The sequence below is a fragment of the Microbacterium sp. E-13 genome (genome assembly GCF_049912955.1).
GTDB lineage: Bacteria > Actinomycetota > Actinomycetes > Actinomycetales > Microbacteriaceae > Microbacterium.
In genome coordinates, this window is the sequence record NZ_CP183973.1 from 352,819 (window position 1) to 374,777 (window position 21,959).

Genomic DNA, 21,959 nt, shown 5'->3' on the forward strand with positions numbered 1-21,959 from the left:
GTCAGGCGAGGCTAATGTGGCAGTTCATGTCATCAGATCAGCAGATCCCGCCCGCGGTCGACCAGCCGGCCCCGCGGCCCGGACTCCGCCAGCGCCAGCGCGAAGCGCTGGAGTCGGAACTGCGGCAGATCGCGCTCCGGCTCTTCGAGGAGCGGGGATTCGACGAGGTGACCATCAGCGAGATCGCCGCTGAGGCGGGCGTCTCGGAGCGCACCTTCTCGAGGTACTTCCCCTCCAAGGAGGAAGTCGTTCTGGGAATACTGGAGTCCTTCGGGCCCGTGATCCGTGGTCGTGCGTCCCAGGAGCCGTTCGAGGGGTCCTGGTTCGACGTGCTCCGTCGCACCTATGATCTGCGCGAGGCCGAGGGGGCGAGCTTCGCCGACATCACCCGCGTCGTCAGGCTCACCATCGTCTCGCCGCGCCTGCTCGCCGGAATGCTTGCCCGTCGCCGCAACTCGATCGCCGACATCGCGGACATCATCGGAGAGCGGCTGGGAGTCGATCCGGCCGTCGACCCGCGGCCCGGGGTGTGGGCGACGCTGGTGATCTCCATCGCGCAGGCCGAGTCGATGCGCAAGGTCGCCGCCGGAGGCGAGCTCGACGGGAGCGAGTTCCTGGACGCGCTGGACACTCTTCCGGAGTTCATGGGGATGGCCAGGGAGTAGCCCCCGCCCCTCCGTCGGCGCGGCAGAGCCGTGCTGCTGCCACGCGGTCTCGTTTCCGCGGCGTTTCGCGACCGACGCCCGACGCGGTGTCGCGTAAACGGCGACAGCGCCCCCCAGTAAACATTGTGTTTCGTCGCCTCTCCCAGGTTGGCGCGTGCCCGCAGGCCTCATAGTGTCTGGTCATGCCTTTGTGGCAGTAACTGACAGATAACGGCGCCGAAACCGGTTTTCGACCCGGCGGCGGGAATGGGGAGTGCAGGATGGCGTTTCGTCTGCTGGCGATCCTCGGGCGCGCAGTGATCGTGCTGGTCGCCTGCTTCACGATCGTCTTCCTCATCGTGTATGCGATCCCCGGTGACCCCGCGGCGCTCATGCTCGGGGGCCCCACCGGGGCCATGACCGCACCGCCCGAGCTCATAGCTCGCATCAACGCGGAGTACGGGTTCGACCAGCCCGTCATCATCCAGTACCTCACGCGGCTGGTCGACACCTTCACGGGGAACTGGGGACGCTCGTTCGTCACCGGCCAGGAGGTCAGCCAGCTCGTGCTGGAGGGGCTCGCTGCAACCCTGCCACTCGCCCTGGTCGCCCTCCTCCTGGCTGGCGTCGGCGGGCTGGTCGTGGGGGGTCTCGCGGCCTACACCGGCGGACGCAGGATCAACGGGCTGCTGGAGCTGGTGCCTCCCATCTCGATCTCGCTCCCGGGCTTCTGGGTCGGGCTGATGCTCATACAGCTGTTCTCGTTCACGCTGCCGATCTTCCCCGCCTCGGGCAACGCCACCCCCGCCTCGATCGTGCTTCCCGCGATCACCCTGGCCATCCCCGCGACCGGCTACCTGGCTCAGGTGTTCGCCGAGAGCCTGCGCAAGGCGCTCGAGCAACCCTACGCCGACGTGGCCCGGGCCAAGGGCCTGCCCCGCTCCGCCGTGTTGTTCGCCCACGGGGTGCGCAATGCGCTGCCTGCCACGGCGACGGTCTTCGGGATCATCGCGGCGAACCTTGTCGCGGCGTCCGCTGTCATCGAGATCGTGTTCTCGCGCGCGGGACTGGGCTCCGCATTCGAACGCGCCGTCGTGTCCAAGGATCTTCCCGTGGTGCTGGTCATCACGGTCCTCGTCGCGGCGATGTACCTGGTGGTCAACGTCGTCGTCGACCTCGTCTACCCGCTCATCGACCCGAGAGTCGCGCCTCGCGCACGTGCGGGACGATCCGTGCCGAGAGGGGCAACGGCATGACCGAGGCCACCATGCTCACCGAGACAACCCAGACCTCCACTACGACCACTCGCCCCCGACGGACGGCACGCAGGGCCGTGCGACCCGGCACGGTGATCGCACTCGCGATACTGGCGATCGTGGCGCTGTGGGCGGTCCTGCCCTCGGTGTGCGCGCCCTACGACCCGCTCGCTTCGAACACGAGCGAGATCCTCGTCGCGCCGAGCTTCGCCCACCTGTTCGGCACTGATGATCTCGGTCGCGACATCTTCTCCCGGGTCGTGTACGGCACCCGGGTCTCGCTCCTCACCGCCGCGCTCGCGCTCGGGGTGGCCCTCGTCTTCGGGCTGCTCCTGGGACTCGCGGCCGGCTTCGCCAGGGCATCCGGTCGGGCCGTGCTCACCCTCCTCATCGACGTCCTGCTCGCCATCCCCGGACTCGTCCTCGCCATGGCGATCATCACCGCTCTCGGATCTGGATCGCTCCAGCTCGGACTTGCCGTCGGCGTGGCCCTGGTGGGTCTGATCGCCCGCGTGATGCGCTCCGAGGTGCTGCGGACCCGGCACGAGACCTTCATCGAGGCTTCCCGGGTGGCGGGCGCCTCGCCCTGGGACATCGCGGCCCGCCGCGTCCTGCCCAACGCGCTCGGTCCCGTGCTGGTGCTCGCCGTGCTGGAGTACGGGCAGGTCATCCTCATCGTGGCTGCGCTGAGCTTCCTCGGGTTCGGCGCCCCGCCGCCGGCTCCCGAGTGGGGGACGATCGTCAGCCAGGGCCGCGACTTCCTCGTCCAGGCGTGGTGGGTCAGCGCGCTTCCCGGCCTGGTCATCGCCGCTGTGGTGATCGCCTTGAACCGCGTGTCGCAAGCCCTCGCGGGGCGGGAGGTCTCGCGATGAGCGAATTCGCACCCGTCCTGCTGGACGTCGAGGACCTCACTGTCGAACACGGTCATCCCGGCGCGGCGACGCGCGTTCTCGACCGGGTGTCCTTCCATGTCCGCGCGGGGGAGCGCCTCGCCCTCGTGGGCGAGTCCGGCAGCGGGAAGACCACGACCGCCCGGGCCCTGCTCGGACTCCTCAGCCCGCACGGACGGATCGTCGCGGGGCGTATCCGCATGAACGGCGACGACATCACCGACCTCACGGAGGCGCAGTGGAGCGTCCGGCGCGGCCGGGAGCTCGCGCTCATCCCGCAGGACCCCATGCTGTCACTGGACCCGACCCAGCGCGTCGGGACGCAGGTGGCAGAGGGACTGCGACGGCATCGCGTCGTGGCCCGTGACGCGGTTGAGGCGACGGTGCTTCGCGTGCTCGGCGAGGCCGGCTTCGACGATCCCGAGCGCATTCGCCATCGGTATCCGCACGAGCTCTCCGGGGGAATGCGGCAGCGCGTGCTGATCGCCATGGCGTGGGCGTCGAGACCCCTCCTGGTGGTCGCCGACGAGCCGACCAGTGCACTCGACGTTACGGTCCAGCGGGCGATCCTCGGCAACATCGACGCACGCATCCGCTCGACCGGGGCATCGATCATCCTCATCACCCATGACCTGGGTGTCGCGCTCGACCGCAGTGACCGTATCGCGGTCATGCGCGACGGACAGATCGTGGAGACGGGCCCCACCCAGCAGGTCTTGTCCGACCCGCAGCATCCGTACACACGCCGGCTCCTTTCGGACAATCCGCATACGGGCGCCCGGCTGGACCGCGGCCCCCGGGGCACCGGCGAGCAGCTTCTCATCGCGACGGACCTTGCCAAGACCTTCGGGTCCGGGGCGGATGCCCACACGGCGGTCGACCGCGTCGGGTTCTCCCTCGGCAGAGGCCGCACACTCGGGATCGTCGGGGAGTCCGGGAGCGGCAAGTCGACGACCGCGCGAATCCTCGTCGGGCTGGAGGAGCCGGATGCGGGCGCCCTGGAGATCTGCGGGCGGCCCGCGCGGTACGACGGCTGGCGTCGAGCGCGGGCGACGCTGCGCAGCGTGCAGATGGTCTTCCAGGACACGCGCGGCAGCCTTGACCCGCGCCGGCCGGTCTGGACCGCCGTCGCCGAGCCGCTCCGGGTACATGGCCTCGCCCCGCGGCGGGAGCGGAAGGCGCGCGCCCTCGAGCTGCTCGAGATGGTGCACCTGGATCGGGCGATCGGGTCCCGTCATCCGGGCCAGCTCTCCGGCGGGCAACGTCAACGCGTCGCCATCGCCCGGGCGCTCGCGGTGCAACCTCAGGTGCTGGTCTGCGACGAAGCCGTGTCGGCCCTCGACGTGACCGTGCAGGCGCAGATCCTCGCGCTGTTCGAGGAGATCCAGCGAGACACCGGCGTGGCGATCGTATTCATCTCGCACGATCTGGGCGTGGTCGCGCGGATCGCCGACGACGTCCTGGTCATGCGCCGCGGGTCCGTCGTCGAGGCCGGAAGCGTCGAGGACATCTTCACCCGTCCCGCCCACCCGTACACCCGCGAGCTCCTCTCCGCGATTCCCGGACAGAGCGCCGGGACGCCTTCCGCGACCCACTGATCGCACATCCGCACACCGAACCCCATCTGTATGCACCGCCCATCTCTAGGAGAACCCATGCCCGAGCCCACCGTCCCTGTCCCCCGCAAGGCACGCGTCCTCACCGCGGGCCTCGCAGTCGTCGCCGCGGGTGCCCTGCTCGCCGGGTGCGCCGGCGGTCCCACCACGCAGAGTGCGGCACCTGCAGAGCCGCAGTCCGGAGGCGTGCTCCGCGTCGGCGTCGGCGAAGGCCTCATCTGCGTCGACCCGCACCAGGTCTACACCTACGACGGGTGGGCCGTGTCGTCGGCGATCACCGACTCGCTCACCGATCTCGACCCGAAGACCAACGAGGTCGTGCCGCTGCTCGCGACGGACTGGACCGTGAACGAGGACGCCTCGGAGTACACCTTCCACCTCCGCGACGACGTCACCTTCAGTGACGGCACCGAGTTCACCGCGCAGAGCGTGAAGAACAACCTCGACGACACCCTGGCCAACACCCCGGGGTCCTCCGGCGTCCCCGTGTATCTCGGCTCGTATGTCGAGACCCTGGTCGATGATCCTTACACCGCGACGGTCCGTTTCAGCCAGCCCAACCCCGCGTTCCTGATCGGCACCTCGACCCCCACGCTGTCGATGCTCGCCGACGCGACGTTCGAGAGCACGCCGGATGAGCGCTGCCAGGGCGACGTCATCGGCACCGGCCCGTTCGTCCTGGACGAGTTCCGTCCGGGACAGGGAGCGACGCTGTCGGGCAGGGAAGGCTATTCGTGGGGGTCGTCGCTCAATGCGCACGATGGCGATGCGTACCTGGACGGCATCGAGTTCTCCATCGTCTCCTCGGGATCCGTCCGCGAGGGTCAGGTGGGTTCCGGCCAGCTGGATGTGGCGTGGGGCATCGGCACGCGCGCCGTCGAGGAACTGGAACGATCTGGGAGCGAGGTCATCTCCCGCGTCGTGTCGGGCATGCCCATGAGCCTGCTCGCCAACACGACGGACGGGCGGATTCTCGCTGATCCCGCCGTCCGCGACGCGCTGCAGATCACCTTCGACCGCGAGGGCGCGACCGCCGCGGCCTCGAACGACGTCTATCAGGCCGCGACGAGCGTGCTCGCCGCGGGAATGTACGGATGGGCGGACGTCTCCGGCCGCTTCGCCACCGACACCGAGGCGGCCGCGCAGATCCTCGAGGACGCGGGGTGGGTCGAGGGCCCGGACGGCATCCGGGAGAAGGACGGTGCCCCTCTCGAGGTGGAGGTCGTCTACTCGGAGGATCTCGGTCCGGTCTACGGGCCGACCATCACCCTGCTCCAGGAGCAGGCGAAGGCGGTCGGAATCGACCTGGTCCTCACCCCCACCACGGCGGCGGCCCTGTCGCAGGCGAGCGTGGACCTGACCTACGATCTGATGTCCACGAACATCACGCAGTCCGACCCGAACGTGCTCGCGCTGATCCTCGACTACGTCATCCCGGATAAGGATCTGCTCGCCAGTGAGGGGATCACCGACCTGATGGCCGAGTCGAGCACGCTTCCCAACGGCCCCGAGCGCGAGGCCGTGCTGAAGGAGCTCCAGGAGGCCCTCATCGACTCGGGGCTCATCCTGCCGATCTGGGACGCGGTCGAGCTCACCGCAGTCGCCCCGAACGCCGCCGGAGTCCGCTTCGACGCCCAGGCCAAGCTCGACTTCTACGATGCCTGGCTCGCCAAGTGACCTGCACCGCACGATCGAAGGAACGACGATGAGCGACGCCCCGTCGAAACGAGCACTGCACTTCAGCCTGCTCACCATGCCCACCCTCGCCCACAACGACTACGGCATGTGGCGGCATCCGGAGAACCGGAAGGCGAGATTCGACGATCCGGAGTTCTGGGCGGACCTGGCCCGCATCACCGAAGAGGCGAAGATGGACTCGCTGTTCATGGCGGATGGGCTCGGCATCGCCGATTCCTTCGGCGGATCGTTCGACGTCGCGCTCCGTGAGGGGATGCACGTACCCGTGATCGATCCCGGCCTGGTCGCCGCGTCCGTTGCGGCCGCGACGACCCACCTGGGTCTCGCGATCACCGCCGCCTCGACCTATGACCCGCCGTTCTCCCTGTCGCGTCGGATGGCGACGCTCGATCACCTGAGCGACGGACGGGTCGGCTGGAACGTCGTGACGGGGTTCCTCAAGAACGGGGATGACAACTACGGGGTCCCTCCGGCCTCCTCCAGCGCGCAGCGGTACGACACCACGGAGGAGTTCATGGATGTCTGCTACAAGCTGTGGGAAGGGTCCTGGGAGGAGGACGCCTACGTCCTGGACCGGAACAGCGCCGTCGTCATCGATCCGGCGAAGGTTCACCGGATCGATCACGTGGGCGAGCACTACCGATGCTCGGGACCCGCTTTGTGGCACCCGAGCCCGCAGCGGACACCCGTCATCCTGCAGGCCGGGATGTCGGAGCGGGGACGTCTCTTCGGCGCGAAGCACGCCGAGGTCATCTTCGCCGCGACCATGGCCGAGCCGGCGGCGTACACGGATCTGATCGCGGACATCCGTGCCAAGGCCGCGTCGTTCGGCCGGGGTCGTGAGGATCTCAAGATCATGGGGCTGGCGGGGATCATCACCGGTGAGGACGATGCCGCCGCCGAGCGCAAGGCGGCCGAGTACGAGAAGTGGTTCCGTCCGGACGGCTTCATCGCGCACCTGAACGCCGCCAACGGATTCAACCCCATGGCGCACGACCGCGAGGAGCTGCTGTTGGAGGCGCTGCGGACCGACGGCTTCAAGCGCGACGACTTCACGAACAGCATCCAGCGCGCCGACATCACAGTCGGCGAGTATATGGACAAGTTCAAGGAGTTCCGGGCGACGCCGGGCACGTTCATCGGCGGTCCGCAGAAGGTCGCGGACGAGATCGAGGAATTCGTCGACCGGTTCGACCTGGACGGCTTCCTCCTGCGCTCTTACAGCTACCCGGCGAGCGTGCGCGACTTCCGCGACTACATCATGCCCGAGCTGCAGCGGCGCGGACGCTATCGCACCGACTACGAGGGCACGACTCTGCGGGAGAACCTGTTCGGGGCGGGGCACGCCAGGATCGCCGCAAATCATCGCGCCGCGGGATTCCGCGGAGCCTTCACGGGTTCGTGACCGCCAGCGAGCCGCTTTCCCCGACGAGTAGAACTCAAGGACGCACAGAATGAACGCACTCCTGACCAGCCCCAACAAGCTCAAGCTCGGTCTGTTCGGCACGAACGGCGCACCAACGATGTCGACGGTGCCCGAGATCTGGCGGCCTGACTGGGCTCGCATCGTCGAGGTCGCGAAGATCGCTGACCGAGCGGGCCTGGAGGCATCGCTGGGATACGCGAGGTGGAAGGGCTACCTTCCGGGGATGCCCGAGGCCGGCGTCGCCAATATCATGGACTCGTTCACGTGGGCCGCCGGGCTCTCTCAAGTGACGAGCTACACGACGCACATCGCAACGGTGCACGGCTCGGTCATGCATCCGGTTCTCGCCGCGAAGCAGTGCGCGACGATCGACAGGATGTCGGGCGGGCGCTTCGCCCTCAATCTCGTGGGTGGGTGGAACGCCCTGGAGCTCGACATGTTCGGGATAGAGCTGAAAGAGCACGAGGCGCGCTACGACGAACTCGAGGAGTGGGTCCAGATCCTCGACCGGCTCTGGACATCGGCCGATGAGTTCGACTTCGAGGGGGACTACTACCGCGTCGCCGGTGGCATGTCGCGTCCGCAGCCACTCCAGAGTCCACGAATCCCCCTCATCAACGCCGGAGGCTCCGACCGCGGCTTGGACTTCGCGACGACCTATGCGGATATCGGGTTCACGGTGCCGCAGATGGTCGGTCTGGATGCCAAGAAGAAGGTGGACGAGTACCGGGCTTCGGCCCGGGCGAAGGGTCGGGAGATCCAGCTCTGGACATACTGTGCGGTGGTGCAGCGAGACAGCAGGGCGGAGGCGGAGGACTACCTCCACCACTTCACCGTCGACCACGAGGAGACTGAGCTCGCCGACGCATGGCAGGCGAACGCGCTCAAAGCCATCGCCCACACCACTCGCATCAGCGAAGACGACATCCGCGCGATGCGCCAGCGCTTCGTCGCGTCGTCAGGCGGCCCGATCCTGCTCGGGACCGCAGTCGACATCGCCGATCAGCTCGAAGAGATGAGCGCGATCGGGCTGGACGGCGTGCTGCTCATATGGCCCGACTTCACCGACGGCATCACGCGGTTCGTGGCGCCGGGGAGCGTCCTCACGGAACTCGAGCGGCGCGGGCTGCGCCAGCCGTTCGATCAATCTGCTCGCTGACGCCGCCGGGAGCAGCGCGGTGGTTCATCCCGTCGGTGTCGCCGTCACGGGGATCGCTTCGGCGGAGGGTCACCCCCCCGGGATCCCGCGCGCATATCCGAACCCCGCGAGAGTTTCACGTCAGTGACAGCCATCGTTGCAGAGACCTTATATCTGGCAGTAACTGACAGATATGGTGATGGGGACCCATGGTCCAGGTATCCAGGGATCGACGTGCCCTGGATGAGTCAGCGCAGCGGCCACATCCTGGTATTCGCGCCCACGAATCTGTAAGCCAACACGAAGGACACATCGATGCCCCGCACCGACATCACCATCCCGGATCTCACGGGCCGACTTGCTCTGGTCACCGGCGCCAGCGACGGGATCGGTCGTGTGATCGCGACGCGACTGGCCTCCGCCGGGGCGGAGGTGATCCTCCCCGTGCGGTCGCCATCGAAGGGCGACGCCGCCGTGGAATCGATCCGACGCGGTGTGCCCGGTGCGAAGGTCTCGACCCGATCCCTCGATCTCTCTTCTCTGGATTCCGTCGCCGCACTGGTGGCCGAACTGCGGTCGGAGGGGCGTCCCATCAACCTGCTCATCAACAACGCGGGCGTGATGCAGCCTCCATCTCGCCAAGCGACGAAGGAGGGCTTCGAGCTGCAGTTCGGCACGAACCACCTCGGCCACTTCGCTCTCACCCTGGGCATTCTGCCCCTCCTGCGCGACGGTGAGGCCCGCGTCACCCACCAGACGAGCATCGCAGCGCGCAACGGCCGGATCGATTGGTCCGATCTCAACGGCGAGAAATCCTACGACGTCATGAAGTCCTACACGCAGTCCAAGATCGCCGTGGGCCTGTTCGCCCGCGAGCTCGATGCCCGCAGCCGAGCGGCCGGATGGGGTATCAGCAGCAACTTCTCGCACCCGGGCGTCTCGCCCACGAATCTTCTGGCGGCGCAGCCGGGTATGGGTCGTGGCTCCGCCACGGGCGGTCGGCGCGTGATCTCCGTGCTGTCCCGACTGGGAATCGCCGGCACCGTCGACTCGGCCGCGCTGCCGGCACTGACGGCCGCGACGTCGCCGGCCGCCCAGGGCGATCAGTTCTATGGCCCGAAGCGGCTCGCGGCCGGCCCTCCGACCCTCATCGAACCGTGGGTGCCTTTCCGCGACATGGCCGACGCCGCCCGCCTGTGGACGGAGTCGGAGCGCCTGATCGGCGAGCGATTCCTCATGGTGTGACCCCGCACTCGACTACCCGACGAAAAGGACATCATGCGTTTCGGCATCCATTTCATGAACTTCGCCTTCCCCGGCGGTCCCGCCGCGATCGCCTCGACTCTCGGCGACACCGCGCGCGCCGCCGATGAGGCCGGGGCCTCCTGGTTCACGTGCATGGATCACTACTTCCAGATGGAGCAGGTCGGTGGCCACACCGCCCCGATGCTCGAGGGTTACACGTCCCTCGGCTACGTCGCGGCCCACACGACGCGCGTCCGCCTCGGTCTGCTGGTGACGGGCGTCACCTACCGCCCGCCGGGTCTGCTGGCAAAGATCGTGACCGCGCTCGATGTGCTGTCCGGTGGCCGCGCGATGCTCGGTCTGGGCGCCGCGTGGTACGAGCGAGAGCACCGAGGACTCGGTGTGCCGTACCCTCCGATCGCGGAGCGGTTCGAGAGACTCGAGGAAACCCTGCAGATCGTCGAGCAGATGTGGAGCGACGACGACGGCCCCTTCGTCGGCGCCCACTACCGGCTGGACGAGACCCTGAACGTCCCCCAGCCGCTCGGACGGCCGTACCTGATCATCGGCGGCTCCGGTGAGAAGAAGACGCTGCGGCTGGTGGCGCGGTACGCCGACGCCTGCAACCTCTTCACGATGGGCCAGGACGCCGTACGTGCGAAGCTGGAGGTGCTGGCCCGCCACTGCGAGGCGGAGGGCCGCGATCCCGACACGATCGAGAAGACGATCCTCTTCTCCGGAGACGTCGTGGCAGAACCCGATGCCTTCCTCAGGGAGATGGAACGCTACGCCGCGCTCGGGATCGACCATGTCCAGCTCGCGCTGACTCCGGCCGTTTCAGATCCCGCCGGGTACGTCCGGCGTGCTGCGGAGTCGGTTGTTCCGCGCCTCGCGACGGTCTGATCGCACTCCTACGGACTCGGGGAGGGAGCCGGGCGCTCCCTCCCCGAGCTTCGCGTCAGAGCGCAGAGTCGCGCAGGTGACGGTAGGCGCCCCGGAAGAACAGGAGCGGATCGTGCCGGTGCCATTCGGCCGGGCTCATCTGGATGACCCGACCGACCACGATGAAGTGGTCACCAGCTTCGTGCTCGGCCCAGAGCTCGCAGTCGAGCCACATGGCGCTCTCGTCGATCACGGGGTTGCCCGCCTGCGTCTCCGACCAGGACACGCCCGCCCACTTGTCGGTGCCCTTGCGCGCGAACTGCGACGAGATCCGGTCCTGGTGATGCGACAGCACGTTCACGGCAAATCGTCCCGTGTCGCGGATGCGCGGATAGGTCGTCGAGGTGGTCATGACACTGAACGAGACGAGCGGCGGTTCCATCGAGACGCTGTAGAAGGACTGGCACGTGAAGCCGATGGGTCCGTCGTGATCAGTGCCGCTCACGATCGTGATCCCCGACGCGAAATGGCCGAGCGCGTCACGGAAGGCGCGCTGATCGAAGGCGGGTGTCGAAGGCTCGACGAGGGTCATGATGCGGCTCCTTCCAGCTGGGCGACGTGCGTCGCGAGGTTCGCAAGGCGTGCAAGGTTGGCACGGTACTCGGCTGCGGCGTTGTCGGCGATCTCCTCGAGGCGGTCCATCTGACTCGTGACGAAGTACATTCCCCGACCCGGGACGATCGCGCCGAGCTCTGTCAGCAGCGGTGCCAGGTTGTGGGTCGGCCCCATCGAGTGGGTATGGTCGGCACCGGTCAGGACGGGGATCGTCACCACGCCGGACAGGCCGTTCGCCGGGTACCGATCCAGGAACGCCTTCAGCAGCCCCGTGTACGTCGCCTTGTAGGTCGGCGATGCGAACACGACCAGATCGCTCTGGGCGACTGTGGCGTTGAGGCGGGCCATTGTTTCCGACGGCCAGGCCAGGACTTCGCCTTGGTACTCTGCGAGGTCGATGATCTCCAGCTCGTAGGAGCCGGGTTCGAGCAGGTGCTCGATGAGTGTCGTGGCGATCTTCAACGTCCGCGATTGCGGCTTCGGATTGCCCACGACGACTGAGACTTGTGCAGTCATGTCTGATCTCTCACACTTCACCGATTGACAGGAGGTGAGACGAGGAGTCGTTTCGCACCACGGGCGTGGGAGGAAACGAATCGACGTCTCTCACATCCACCGAGGTCTTTTGTCGCGGTGGGCCCGCAACGGCTTACGTTGCGGACCCCACGATACCGACCCATTGTTTCGGCAGAATTGCGCCGCCTTCCGGGCCTCAGCGCATCGTCTCGGATCCGAGAACCGAGAGGAGCTGGAGTCGCTCGTAGCTCTCGGTTCCGGGAACGGCGGTGTAGACGAGAAGGCGATGCGACTGCCCGCCGTCCAGCAACACCTGGCACTGCAGCTCGAGCAGCCCGACCACCGGATGCCGGAAGCGCTTCACTTCCGGAACCTGCACTCCGATCCGTCGTTCCCCCCACAGCGTGCGGAACTCGTCACTTGCAGCCAGCAGTGCGCGCGCCAGCCGGGCGGCTCGCGAGTCCGGGCCTCGGAGTGCGACGAGCTTGCGTAACTCCGAGGCGTACAGCCGCGACAGCTGGTCTCGCTCGTCGTCCGGATAGCACTCCCTCGCCGACGAATCGGTGAACCAGCGGTACCCGGTGCTGCGCTCCGGGCCGCTGAACCGGCTCGCGTCCCCCATGAGCGCTCGTCCCATCGTCGTCTGCCGAAGCGTCTCCCCGAGCTCGGTCACGATCTCGGCAGGGGTGTCCTCGAGCCGGTCCAGGACGCGCAGCAGGCCTGGGGCGATGTGATCGCTCGCCGGGCCCCGCGCGGGGGGCGAGTATCCGCACAGTCGGAAGACGTAGTCGCGCTCGTCGAACGACAGATGCAGTCCTTGTGCGATCGAGGCGATCATGTCGGCTGACGGCTGAGGACCGGCACCGCGCTCGAGGCGGGTGTAGTAGTCCGTCGACATATGGCTCAACGCCGCCACCTCTTCGCGCCGGAGTCCTTGAGTGCGCCGGCGTGGACCCCGGGTCATCCCGACGTCCTCGGGTTGGAGCGACTCGCGCCGCTGTCGGAGGAATCTGCCGAGCTCGCTGCGATCCGTCACCGTGTCCACCTCTCGTCGCTCCCGTTCGCGTGGCGCGTGCTCGATCCGCCCTAGAGCAGGGCGCCGCCGGATATCTCGATACGCTGGGCGGTGATCCAGCGCCCGGCGTCGGATACGAGCGCCGCGAGGGCCTCGCCGATGTCTTCGGGCTCGCCCACCCGGCCGAGCGCGATCTGCGATGCAGCGCCCGCCCGGAACTGCTCCGACTTCATGAATCCGCCACCGAAGTCGGTTGCGGTGGGACCGGGAGCCACGACGTTCACGCGGATGCTGCGCGACGCGCCGAGCTCCTTGGCCTGGTACTTGGTGAGCACCTCGATCGCGCCCTTCATGCTCGCGTAGGCCGAACTGCCCTCCGCGACGAACCGGGTCAGGCCCGTCGAGAAGTTGACGATGCTTCCCCCATCGGCGAGAAGAGGAAGCAGCGCCTGTGTCAGGAAGAAGGGGCCCTTGAGATGGACGTTCACCATGTCGTCGAAGTTGCTCTCGGTGGTCTCGGCGAATGGCGACACGTGTGCGAATCCGGCGTTGTTCACGAGGACATCGAAGTGCTCGCGATTCCAGCGCGAACCCAAGACCTCGCGGACGTTCGCCGCGAAGTCCGCGAAGCTCGCGACGACTGTGGTGTCCAGTGGCAGCGCCACCGCCGCGCGACCCCTCTCCTCGATTTCTCGTACTACCTGCTCGGCTTCGGCCTTGCCATGTCGGTAAGTGAGGATGACGTCGACGCCGTCGTCGGCGAGAGCGAAGGCGTCCGCGCGCCCCAGACCGCGGTTCGCGCCGGTGATGAGGGCGATCTTCTGTTCGGGCATGGTGTCTTCTCCTTTGGTGGTTCGGTGGTCGTGTGTGGTCGGGCGAGGCAAGGGCGCTACTGCTGGAGGCCGCCGGCCACCAGCAACGACTGCCCACTCACCCAGCCCGCGAGCTCGCTGGCGAAGTACTCAGCGGCATCGGCTACGTCATTCGGCGTCCCTGGCCGGGCGCCGAGAGGGCGGATCGAGTTCATCTGATGCACCGCGTCACCCGGGATCGCGTCGGTGAAGATGCCGGCGCCGGCGATAGAGGTCGGCACGATCGAGTTCACCGTGATGTTGCGGTGGCCCACTTCCTGAGCCAGCACACCGACGGTCTGCAGTGCGGCGACCTTGCTGGCGGAGTACACCCCCGCGGTCGGGTGGTATCCCACTCCGGTCGTCGACGCTATGTTGATCAGGCGGCCGCCGTCGGCCACGATTCTTGCCCCCTTGGCCAGTGTGAAGAAGGCGCCCTTGGCGTTGACGGCGAACGATCGATCGAACTCTTCCTCGGTGACGTCGACGATTGGCATCCCGACCAGCTCCACACCGGCGTTCGCCACGACGATGTCGATGCGGCCGAACGTGTCGACAGCGGTCTGAAAGAGACGGTCCAGATCGTCCAGCGCCGAGACGTCTGCCTGCACTGCTATGGCGCTCCCGCCGGCCGTGCGGATCTGTTCGACCGTGGCAGCGGCACCTGCCGCGTCGCCCGAGTAGTTGACCACCACGTCCGCGCCTAGAGACGCGAAGCGCACTGCGATGGCCTTCCCGATGCCGCGAGACGACCCGGTGACGACTGCCACCTTTCCGATCAGATCAGTCATGTTCTTCCTTCCTGGCGGGTATGACTCCAGCGTGCCCCAAAATGGCAAATGTATACAGGACCGGTCAATCCACCTCTAGATTCGCGAAGCTCCCCACGCTCGACGTGTACGCAGACCTCCTCCCCGAGGATCTGACGTCCGTCTCGATCGCACTCGACCGCGCTGCCCGTGATTCATTCGTGGGCCAGAAGCTCCCGACAGCGAGCGGAGCCCTGCGCTTCGGCGGCAGGATTCGGTCGATTCTGCGCGCCGATCCCGAGTCCGCGACGACTCGAGATCCGCGTGATTCCGCGGGAAAGACGAAACCTCCGCGATGTAGAAGCTACGCGGGGGTTCCTCAGGACACGGCACGAGGGGCGGTGGGGACAGAACTCTCGCCTCACCGCCCATCCATGAAGCACGCCACCCCGTCGCGGCCTTCTCGATCGCGACCTTCTGCGGCGGGAGGCGGCGTGGCGCGACGCCGCAGAGCCTACGCGGGGGCTCTACCTCTGTTCCGAGATTTCCCTGCGCCCCGAGCGCATCCCGAGGCAAACCCGGCCGCAACTCTTGAGCGCCTCCGCGCGATCAAGGGCGCGGGTCGCCCCCCAACCTCTCCGCGACAACTTCACCATCGCGGCCGAGTCCGCCGCTGCCGGTTCCGTGCGGCACGCTCATGCCCGACGCGGGAATTCGGCGTCGGGCTCGACTCGGGACGTGCGCAGCTGACGGGCAAGGTCCGCGTAGTCGTGGAGGTTCATCATCTCGGTGAAGCGGCCGTCCGCCACGCGGTACATCGCGTGTTCAGCGATCTGGAACGAGGCGCCGGTCGGGGTGATGCCGTTCCATTCCTTGACGGGGGTGCCTGAGTTCAGGAGGCGGACTGCGAGACGGTCGCCGTCTATGAGAATCTCCTGCACCGCCCAGCGGAAGTCGGGGACAGCCTCGATGATACCGGCGAGCGACCCAGCAACGGCGTCGCGGGGGTAGACCTGCGTGCCGAACGCGATCTCGTCGGCGACGAAACTGTCCAGCTCGTCGAAAGCGCGCGAGTTGAGCGCGTCGATATACGAGAGATAGAAGCTGCGGATGTCGAACTTGGCCATGGGAATGCCTTTCCTGTGGTCGCACGCGGCGATGCGGAGTGTTAGGCCGGAGGGCCCGGAAGGACGCTACGGATCATCGGTCGCAGTCGGGAGCACCCCCGCATCCCTACGGTCTGACAGGACCACCCAGCCCCGTTGCGGCCGAAGTAGGGTCGAGGGATGGAGCAGACGACGAATCCCCTCGGAGCCTTCCTACGCGCGCGGCGGGAGGGGGTCACGCCCGAGTTGGTGTCTCTCCCGGCCGGCGACGGCCGGCGTGTGCCAGGCTTGCGGCGTGAGGAGGTCGCGATGCTCGCCGGCATCAGCGCGGACTACTACCTCCGGCTCGAACAAGGCCGTGACCGCAACCCCTCGGTGCAAGTGCTCGAGGCGCTCGCTCGCGTCCTCCACCTCGATGACGACCAGTTCGCGCACCTCCTGGATATTGTCGCGCCGGCCCCGCGTCGCCGTCGCAGCCCCGACCGTGTTCCACCTGCGGGTGCCGTCAAGCTCGTCGCCACGCTGGCACAGCCTGCGTTCATCGAGAACCTCTACTTCGACATCGTCGCGTCCAACCCGCTCGCTCGCGCGATTGACCCGCGCCTCGCCGTCGGTGGCAACCAGCTCCGGGACATGTTCCTCGACGCCGAAGTACAGGCGCTCTACCCCGACTGGATGGCAGCGACCGAGTGCCTTGTCGGCAACCTCCGCCGAGCTGTCGGCAAAGATGTCGACGACCCCCGCTTCGTCGAACTGACCGGCCAGCTCGCGCTGGCCAGCCCCCGATTCCGCGATCTCTGGGCGCGCAACGACGTGCACGTGCAGACCGGCAGCATCACGCGCTACCACCACCCGTTCGTCGGACCTCTGCAACTGAACCGCGAGCGAATGGGCCTGGACGGCGCGGACGGCATGATGCTCGTGGTCCTCCACGCCGACGCAGGCTCAAGCGACGCCGAGAAACTCGGCCTCCTCGCCTCCGCCATGGAACCGGCCCCGTAAACTGCGGCTGCTCCGGTGTGTTTCCGGAGGACCTGACGTCCGTCTCGATGCCCTCGACCGGGCGGCGCGTGATTCGTTCGTGGGCAAACCGTGGGCAAACGCTCCCGACGGCGGTCCGAACCAATCGCAGTGACCACGAGATCTCGTCGAAGCGGGGTCTCCATTCCGAGGCCGCAAGGGCCCAAAGTCCGCGTGATTCCGCGGGAAAGACGAAACCCCCGCGATGTAGAAGCTACGCGGGGGTTCCTGGGGTGACTGTAACGATCACCCTTGTGGCTCCGACCGGCATCGATCCGGTGACCTTTCGATTTTCAGTCGAACGCTCTACCAACTGAGCTACAGAGCCGCACGGTGGTATCTCTTGCAAGACCTGCCGCGTCCTAGACGAAAGGCCCTCTTCGAGAAAAGGGCCCGTCGCTCGGAGCGACCCTGACGGGACTTGAACCCGCGACCTCCGCCGTGACAGGGCGGCACGCTAACCAACTGCGCTACAGGGCCATGCTTATTGAATTGTGGGAGTGACCCCAACGGGATTCGAACCCGTGCTACCGCCGTGAAAGGGCGGCGTCCTAGGCCGCTAAACGATGGGGCCGGGTGAACCCGGGGGCTCACTGCCGAGGACCAAGCATACGTAATGACTGCCCAAAACGCGAATCGAGCGCGCGGCGCCCTTGTGCAATGCCGGATCGGGGCGGAGACTGACCGGGTGACCGCTACCCGAGGCGGCGGTCGTCATGCGCGACTGGGGGTTTGCGCATGTTACCGATGTTGCTACTGTGAAACGAGTTGTTGCCGCGAGGGGGGAGGACCCGGTGCAGCCCGATGATGTCATCGTAAGGGCCCCGGCCGACGCCTCCGCGGAGTGCGACTGCGCTCCCTCGTCGGGGGAGCAGCGTCGGCTCTGGCCCGCGATGAACCGGCGCACCGCGCTGGGAATCGGCATCCTCGGTGTCGCGGCGCTGAGTGCGGCCGGCGTGGCGGCGAGTCCGCTGATCAGCCCCGCGTTCGCCGCCGACTACCCGTCGTGGGAAGACGTCGTCGCCGCCCAGGGCAATGAGGCGGCCAAGGCGGCGGAGATCGCCAACATCCAGCAGCTCATCGCCGGCCTCGAGGCCGACGTCGCCGCCAAGCGGCAGGTCGCCCAGCAGATGGCCGACGAGTTCTACGTCGCCCAGCAGGCGTACTTCGACGCGGCGCTGCGCGCCGATCAGCTGCAGCAGCAGGCAGACGAGCAGGCGGCGGCCGCCCTCGACGCCGCGAAGAGGGCCGGCCAAGCCGCCGCACAGCTGTATCGCAACGGCGGCGACGACACGTCGCTCGAGCTGTTCTTCGCGGGCTCGGCGACTTCCGCCGACGATCTGCTGGCACGCCTGGGCACGATGGACAAGCTCGTGCAGCGCAACCAGGACGTCTACGCCCAGGCGGTCACCGCGCGCGATTCGGCCCGGAGCCTGAGCGACCTGGCGGCCGCGCAGCGCACCGAGCGCGACCGCCTGCAGAAGATCGCCGAAGAGAAGATGGTCGCCTCACAGAAGGCCGCCGACGAGGCGCAGGCCGCCCTCGACGAGCAGAACACCCGGCGCGGCGAGCTCGAGGCTCAGCTGGCTGCCCTGCAGGCCAACGTGGTCAAGACGATCGCCGAGTACCAGGAGGGCGAGCGCGTCCGGGCGGCAGCAGCGGCAGCAGCGGCAGCGGCGGCAGCCGCGGCGGCGCGCGCCGAGGCCGAGCGCCTGGCGCAGCTGAACAGCGGCGGCGGTGGCGGTGGAGGCGGCGGTGGCGGTGGCGGCGGTGGCGGCGGCGGCGGCGCGGTCGTCGGTTCCGGCTGGGCGCGGCCCTCGTCGGGCTGGCGCAGCTCGGGCTACGGGCCCCGCACCGTGCAGTGCGGCAACAGCTACTGCTCCAGCGGCTTCCACTACGGCGTCGACTTGGCGGCCGGCTGCGGCGCGGGCATCTACGCCGCCTCGGCAGGACGCGTGGTCTACGCCGGATGGAACGGCGGCTACGGCAACTACATCAAGATCGACCACGGCGGCGGCATCGGCACCGGGTACGGACACATCCGCATGGGCGGCATCTTCGTGGGCGTGGGTCAGTGGGTCGGCGCCGGCCAGCTCATCGCAAGCGAGGGCAACACGGGCAACTCCTTCGGCTGCCACGTCCACTTCGAGACGTACGTCAACAACTACCCGGTCAACCCCATCTACTTCATGGCCGATCGCGGCATCTCGGTCTGACGCGCACACACGCCTGAACGACGAAGACCGGATGCCGCAGCATCCGGTCTTCGCATCGAGCTCGTGTCAGAGCGTGTTGGGAGCGACGCCCTCACCCTGTGTGGCGGTCTGGCCCTCGTGCTCTGCGAAGCGGACGAAGGCCTCGTCGACGAGGCGCTCGGCCTCGGCCGCGTTCGCCCACTCGTCGACCTTGACCCACTTGCCGGGCTCGAGGTCCTTGTAGTGCTCGAAGAAGTGGGTGATCTCCTTCTGCGTGTACTCCGGGATGTCGGACACGTCCTGGATGTGCGCCCAGCGGGGGTCCTTGGCGAGCACCGCGACGACCTTGTCGTCGCCGCCGGCCTCGTCGCTCATCTTGAGCACGCCGACGGGGCGCACCTTCGCCAGGATGCCAGGGGCGAGGTCGTGATCGAGCAGCACGAGCACGTCGAGCGGGTCGCCGTCCTCGCCGAGGGTGTTCTCGAAGAAGCCGTAGTTGCTGGGGTAGCCCATCGGCGTGTACAGGATGCGGTCGAGGAACACGCGGCCGGTGCCGTGGTCGACCTCGTACTTGATCTTGCTGTTGCGCGGGATCTCGATGACGGCGTCGTACGCGCCCATGTTGTGCTCCTTAGAAGACGTGGGGGTGCCGCGACCAGCCTAGTTCCGGGCGTTGCCCGGTCCACAATTCAGGCTGGCTGGCTCCCGCGCGGAGGAGGGAGGCGCAAATCCGGCGGTCTCGCGCGCGGTCCGCCGCGCGCGGCCTGAATTGCGGGCGGGGCAGGCGGGGTACCTTGGGCCGGTGACCGATCGCCGCCCGGGACTCGACCCCGCCGTCGCCGAGGTGCGGCGTGCGGTGCGACGGGCGTTGGCCGGGCTCGAACCGGGCGACACGGTGCTCGTGGCGCTCTCGGGCGGCGCCGACTCGCTCGCGCTCGCGGCCGCGACGGCGTTCGAGGCGCCGAAACGCGGCCTGCGCGGCGCCTCGCTCACCGTCGACCACGGCCTGCAGGACGGGTCGGCGGATGCCGCGACCGCCGCGGTGGCGAAGGCTCAGGCGCTCGGGCTCGAGGCGCGGGTCGTGCGCATCGAGGTCGGGGCGACGGGCGGGCCCGAGGCGGCGGCGCGGGAAGCGCGATACGCCGCCCTCGCCGAAGGTGCGCGGGCGGCCGGGGCGGCGGCGATCCTGACCGGCCACACGCTCGACGACCAGGCCGAGACGGTGCTGCTCGGCCTGGCGCGCGGCGCCGGGGCGGCCAGCCTGCAGGGCATGGCCGAGGCATCCGAGCTCGAGGGCGTCGCCCTGCTCCGCCCGCTGCTGAGCGTGCGGCGCACCACGACGCGGGCGGCGTGTGCGGCCGAGGGACTCGAACCCTGGGACGACCCCCACAACGCCGAGCCGCGCTTCGCGCGCGTCCGCGTGCGCGAGAGGGTGCTGCCGGTGCTCGAGGCGGAACTGGGTCCCGGAATCGCGGAGGCCCTCGCCCGCACGGCGGCGCAGCTGCGCGAAGACGCGGAGGCGTTCGAGGAGATGATCGACGAGACGATCGAGGACATCGTCGAGCACGCCGAAGCGGGCATCTCGGTGTCGGCGGCGGCGCTGGCCGCGAATCCTGCGGCGCTTCGCCACCGCATCATCCGGCACGTGGTGGCGAGCGAGTTCCACGAGAGCCTCACCCGCACGCAGACGCTCGAGGTGGCGCGCCTGGTGACGGACTGGTCGGGGCAGGGACCCATCGACCTTCCCGGATGCCGCGCCCGCCGCCTCGGCGGGCGCATCGAGTTCACTGCGCGCTGAGACGCGTTCTACTTCTTGCCGCCACCGAACAGGCCGCCCAGCAGGCCACCGATGTCGATGCCGCCGGCGGAGCCCGGGCCCGACCCGCCGCCGAGGAGCCCGCCGATGAGGTCGCCGATGCCGCCTCCGGACGAGCCCGGGGTCGCGGGGCTCGTCGCTCCCTGCTGATTCTTCGCGAGCAGTCCCATCACGATCGGAGCGAGCAGCGGCAGCAGCTTGGCGAAGTCGATTCCGGCGGTCTGCGGCTCGTCGGTGAGCTTCTGCGCGACGGCCTGCTTCTGACCGCCGAAGATGTGGCCCAGGATCTTCTCGCCTTCGGCGGTGTCGATCTGGTCGACGCTCGTGGGCGGGCCCCCCGCGTGCTTGCCGAGCGCCTTCTCGATCGACGCGGCGCCGTCCGGCGTCCGAGCGTTGCTCTGCAGCCCGCTGAGGATCGTCGCACCACCCTCCTCGACGGCCTTCGCCGCGACCGCCGGATCGACGCCGAGCCTCTGGGCGATCTCGTCGACGGGGACGGACTTGAGGATGTCGTCGATGCCTGCCACGGTCGTCTCGCTTCCCCCGGACTGCGGCGTCCGGCTCCGGGATCATCGTAGGGTCGCGCGGAGGGCGCCCCTAGACTCTTGACATGCGTGCGGCCGACGTCTCCAGCGACATCTCAGAAGTGCTCGTCACCGAGGAGGAGATCCGAGCCAAGCTCGAGCAGATCGCGGAGCGGGTGGCCGAGGACTACGCCGGCAGGGATCTGCTGCTGGTCGGAGTGCTCAAGGGCGCGGTCATGGTGATGGCCGACTTCGCGCGGGCGCTCAAGAAGCACGTCACGACGGACTGGATGGCGGTCTCGTCGTACGGTGCCGGCACGAAGTCCAGCGGTGTCGTGCAGATCCGCAAGGACCTCGACACCGACATCCTCGGCAAGCACGTGCTCATCGTCGAGGACATCATCGATTCGGGTCTGACCCTCAGCTGGCTGCTGGAGAACTTCGCGGCCCGCGGGGCGGCGTCCGTCGAGGTCTTCGCGCTTCTGCGCAAGCCCGAGGCCGCGAAGGTCGAGGTGCACTGCCAGTACGTCGGGTTCGACATCCCGCCGGAGTTCGTCGTCGGCTACGGCCTCGACTACGCGGAGAAGTACCGCAATCTCCGCGACGTCGCGGTGCTCGCGCCCCACGTCTACTCGTAGCCTCCCCGCAAACGCCCGCGTAACGCCATACGTCGGCTTACGCCGTCGGCGAATGCACAGACAGCGCCGAGGAATCGCGCGATACCCTGTTTCAACCGTCGACGGGGGTTCCCCGTCCA

21 protein-coding genes and 3 tRNA genes are annotated in these 21,959 nt (G+C 68.1%); 13 read left to right on the forward strand and 11 right to left on the reverse strand.

The window, feature by feature from the left end:
* Positions 1-26 precede the first annotated feature (26 nt).
* The 9 genes from ACN9MP_RS01655 to ACN9MP_RS01695 all read left to right on the forward strand — a co-directional run bounded on the left by ACN9MP_RS01655 (position 27) and on the right by ACN9MP_RS01695 (position 10,816).
* A complete protein-coding gene (locus ACN9MP_RS01655; protein ID WP_426323341.1) occupies positions 27-665 on the forward strand; it encodes a TetR family transcriptional regulator in 639 nt (212 codons plus the stop codon).
* Positions 666-925: 260 nt separating this feature from the next.
* Positions 926-1,900: an ABC transporter permease gene (locus tag ACN9MP_RS01660; RefSeq protein ID WP_426323342.1), complete on the forward strand. Its 975-nt coding sequence runs from the start codon at positions 926-928 to the stop codon at positions 1,898-1,900.
* The gene (locus ACN9MP_RS01665; protein WP_426323344.1) at positions 1,897-2,772 is read left to right on the forward strand and encodes an ABC transporter permease; all 876 of its coding nucleotides are present in this window, start codon (positions 1,897-1,899) and stop codon (positions 2,770-2,772) included. The genes ACN9MP_RS01660 and ACN9MP_RS01665 overlap by 4 nt, the downstream gene beginning before the upstream one ends.
* On the forward strand, positions 2,769-4,388 hold the full coding sequence (locus ACN9MP_RS01670) for a dipeptide ABC transporter ATP-binding protein (protein ID WP_426323346.1): 1,620 nt from the start codon (positions 2,769-2,771) through the stop codon (positions 4,386-4,388). The genes ACN9MP_RS01665 and ACN9MP_RS01670 overlap by 4 nt, the downstream gene beginning before the upstream one ends.
* Positions 4,389-4,445: 57 nt before the next feature.
* Positions 4,446-6,083 (forward strand): ABC transporter substrate-binding protein, encoded by a 1,638-nt coding sequence (locus tag ACN9MP_RS01675; protein WP_426323348.1) that lies wholly within the window; start codon positions 4,446-4,448, stop codon positions 6,081-6,083.
* A 28-nt stretch (positions 6,084-6,111) separates the two neighbouring features.
* Complete coding sequence (locus ACN9MP_RS01680; protein ID WP_426323350.1) at positions 6,112-7,509, forward strand: NtaA/DmoA family FMN-dependent monooxygenase; 1,398 nt, start codon at positions 6,112-6,114, stop codon at positions 7,507-7,509.
* Positions 7,510-7,558: 49 nt separating this feature from the next.
* Positions 7,559-8,689: an LLM class flavin-dependent oxidoreductase gene (locus ACN9MP_RS01685; RefSeq protein ID WP_426323352.1), complete on the forward strand. Its 1,131-nt coding sequence runs from the start codon at positions 7,559-7,561 to the stop codon at positions 8,687-8,689.
* 294 nt (positions 8,690-8,983) lie between these two features.
* The gene (locus ACN9MP_RS01690; protein WP_426323354.1) at positions 8,984-9,913 is read left to right on the forward strand and encodes an SDR family oxidoreductase; all 930 of its coding nucleotides are present in this window, start codon (positions 8,984-8,986) and stop codon (positions 9,911-9,913) included.
* 33 nt (positions 9,914-9,946) lie between these two features.
* Positions 9,947-10,816, forward strand: coding sequence for an LLM class F420-dependent oxidoreductase (locus ACN9MP_RS01695; protein WP_426323356.1), 870 nt, complete (start codon positions 9,947-9,949; stop codon positions 10,814-10,816).
* A 55-nt stretch (positions 10,817-10,871) separates the two neighbouring features.
* On the opposite strand, the gene ACN9MP_RS01700 is transcribed toward ACN9MP_RS01695, so the two are convergent.
* The 6 genes from ACN9MP_RS01700 to ACN9MP_RS01725 form a co-directional block, all read right to left on the reverse strand.
* The gene (locus tag ACN9MP_RS01700) at positions 10,872-11,387 is read right to left on the reverse strand and encodes a flavin reductase family protein (RefSeq protein WP_426323358.1); all 516 of its coding nucleotides are present in this window, start codon (positions 11,385-11,387) and stop codon (positions 10,872-10,874) included.
* A complete protein-coding gene (locus ACN9MP_RS01705) occupies positions 11,384-11,926 on the reverse strand; it encodes an NADPH-dependent FMN reductase (RefSeq protein ID WP_426323360.1) in 543 nt (180 codons plus the stop codon). Before ACN9MP_RS01705 ends, ACN9MP_RS01700 begins: the two co-directional genes overlap by 4 nt.
* A 196-nt stretch (positions 11,927-12,122) precedes the next feature.
* On the reverse strand, positions 12,123-12,962 hold the full coding sequence (locus ACN9MP_RS01710) for a helix-turn-helix transcriptional regulator (protein WP_426323362.1): 840 nt from the start codon (positions 12,960-12,962) through the stop codon (positions 12,123-12,125).
* A 50-nt stretch (positions 12,963-13,012) separates the two neighbouring features.
* Positions 13,013-13,774: an SDR family NAD(P)-dependent oxidoreductase gene (locus tag ACN9MP_RS01715; protein ID WP_426323364.1), complete on the reverse strand. Its 762-nt coding sequence runs from the start codon at positions 13,772-13,774 to the stop codon at positions 13,013-13,015.
* Positions 13,775-13,830: 56 nt separating this feature from the next.
* The gene (locus tag ACN9MP_RS01720) at positions 13,831-14,583 is read right to left on the reverse strand and encodes an SDR family oxidoreductase (RefSeq protein WP_426323366.1); all 753 of its coding nucleotides are present in this window, start codon (positions 14,581-14,583) and stop codon (positions 13,831-13,833) included.
* A 653-nt stretch (positions 14,584-15,236) separates the two neighbouring features.
* The gene (locus ACN9MP_RS01725) at positions 15,237-15,668 is read right to left on the reverse strand and encodes an ester cyclase (protein ID WP_426323368.1); all 432 of its coding nucleotides are present in this window, start codon (positions 15,666-15,668) and stop codon (positions 15,237-15,239) included.
* 159 nt (positions 15,669-15,827) lie between these two features.
* Here ACN9MP_RS01725 and ACN9MP_RS01730 point away from each other — a divergent pair, with 159 nt between their 5' ends.
* Entirely contained in the window at positions 15,828-16,649 is an 822-nt protein-coding gene (locus tag ACN9MP_RS01730) for a helix-turn-helix domain-containing protein (RefSeq protein WP_426323370.1), read from the forward strand.
* A 273-nt stretch (positions 16,650-16,922) separates the two neighbouring features.
* Here ACN9MP_RS01730 and ACN9MP_RS01735 read toward each other — a convergent pair.
* The 3 genes from ACN9MP_RS01735 to ACN9MP_RS01745 all read right to left on the reverse strand — a co-directional run bounded on the left by ACN9MP_RS01735 (position 16,923) and on the right by ACN9MP_RS01745 (position 17,241).
* Positions 16,923-16,995, reverse strand: a tRNA-Phe gene (locus ACN9MP_RS01735).
* Positions 16,996-17,073: 78 nt separating this feature from the next.
* Positions 17,074-17,147 (reverse strand) — tRNA-Asp (locus ACN9MP_RS01740).
* A gap of 21 nt (positions 17,148-17,168) precedes the next feature.
* A tRNA-Glu gene (locus tag ACN9MP_RS01745) sits at positions 17,169-17,241 on the reverse strand.
* Positions 17,242-17,560: 319 nt separating this feature from the next.
* Here ACN9MP_RS01745 and ACN9MP_RS01750 point away from each other — a divergent pair.
* Positions 17,561-18,883, forward strand: coding sequence for a peptidoglycan DD-metalloendopeptidase family protein (locus tag ACN9MP_RS01750; RefSeq protein WP_426323372.1), 1,323 nt, complete (start codon positions 17,561-17,563; stop codon positions 18,881-18,883).
* A 66-nt stretch (positions 18,884-18,949) separates the two neighbouring features.
* Here ACN9MP_RS01750 and ppa read toward each other — a convergent pair whose 3' ends face one another.
* Positions 18,950-19,483, reverse strand: coding sequence for an inorganic diphosphatase (gene ppa, locus ACN9MP_RS01755; RefSeq protein ID WP_426323374.1), 534 nt, complete (start codon positions 19,481-19,483; stop codon positions 18,950-18,952).
* A gap of 181 nt (positions 19,484-19,664) precedes the next feature.
* Between ppa and tilS the strand changes: the two genes are divergently transcribed.
* Positions 19,665-20,660 (forward strand): tRNA lysidine(34) synthetase TilS, encoded by a 996-nt coding sequence (gene tilS, locus ACN9MP_RS01760; protein WP_426323376.1) that lies wholly within the window; start codon positions 19,665-19,667, stop codon positions 20,658-20,660.
* Positions 20,661-20,668: 8 nt separating this feature from the next.
* Here the strand turns inward: tilS and ACN9MP_RS01765 are convergent, their stop codons facing one another.
* Positions 20,669-21,205, reverse strand: a complete 537-nt coding sequence (locus tag ACN9MP_RS01765) for a DUF937 domain-containing protein (protein ID WP_426323378.1) — start codon at positions 21,203-21,205, stop codon at positions 20,669-20,671.
* A gap of 83 nt (positions 21,206-21,288) precedes the next feature.
* On the opposite strand from ACN9MP_RS01765, the gene hpt reads away from it, so the two are divergent.
* Positions 21,289-21,840, forward strand: a complete 552-nt coding sequence (gene hpt, locus ACN9MP_RS01770; protein ID WP_426323380.1) for a hypoxanthine phosphoribosyltransferase — start codon at positions 21,289-21,291, stop codon at positions 21,838-21,840.
* Positions 21,841-21,959 lie beyond the last annotated feature (119 nt).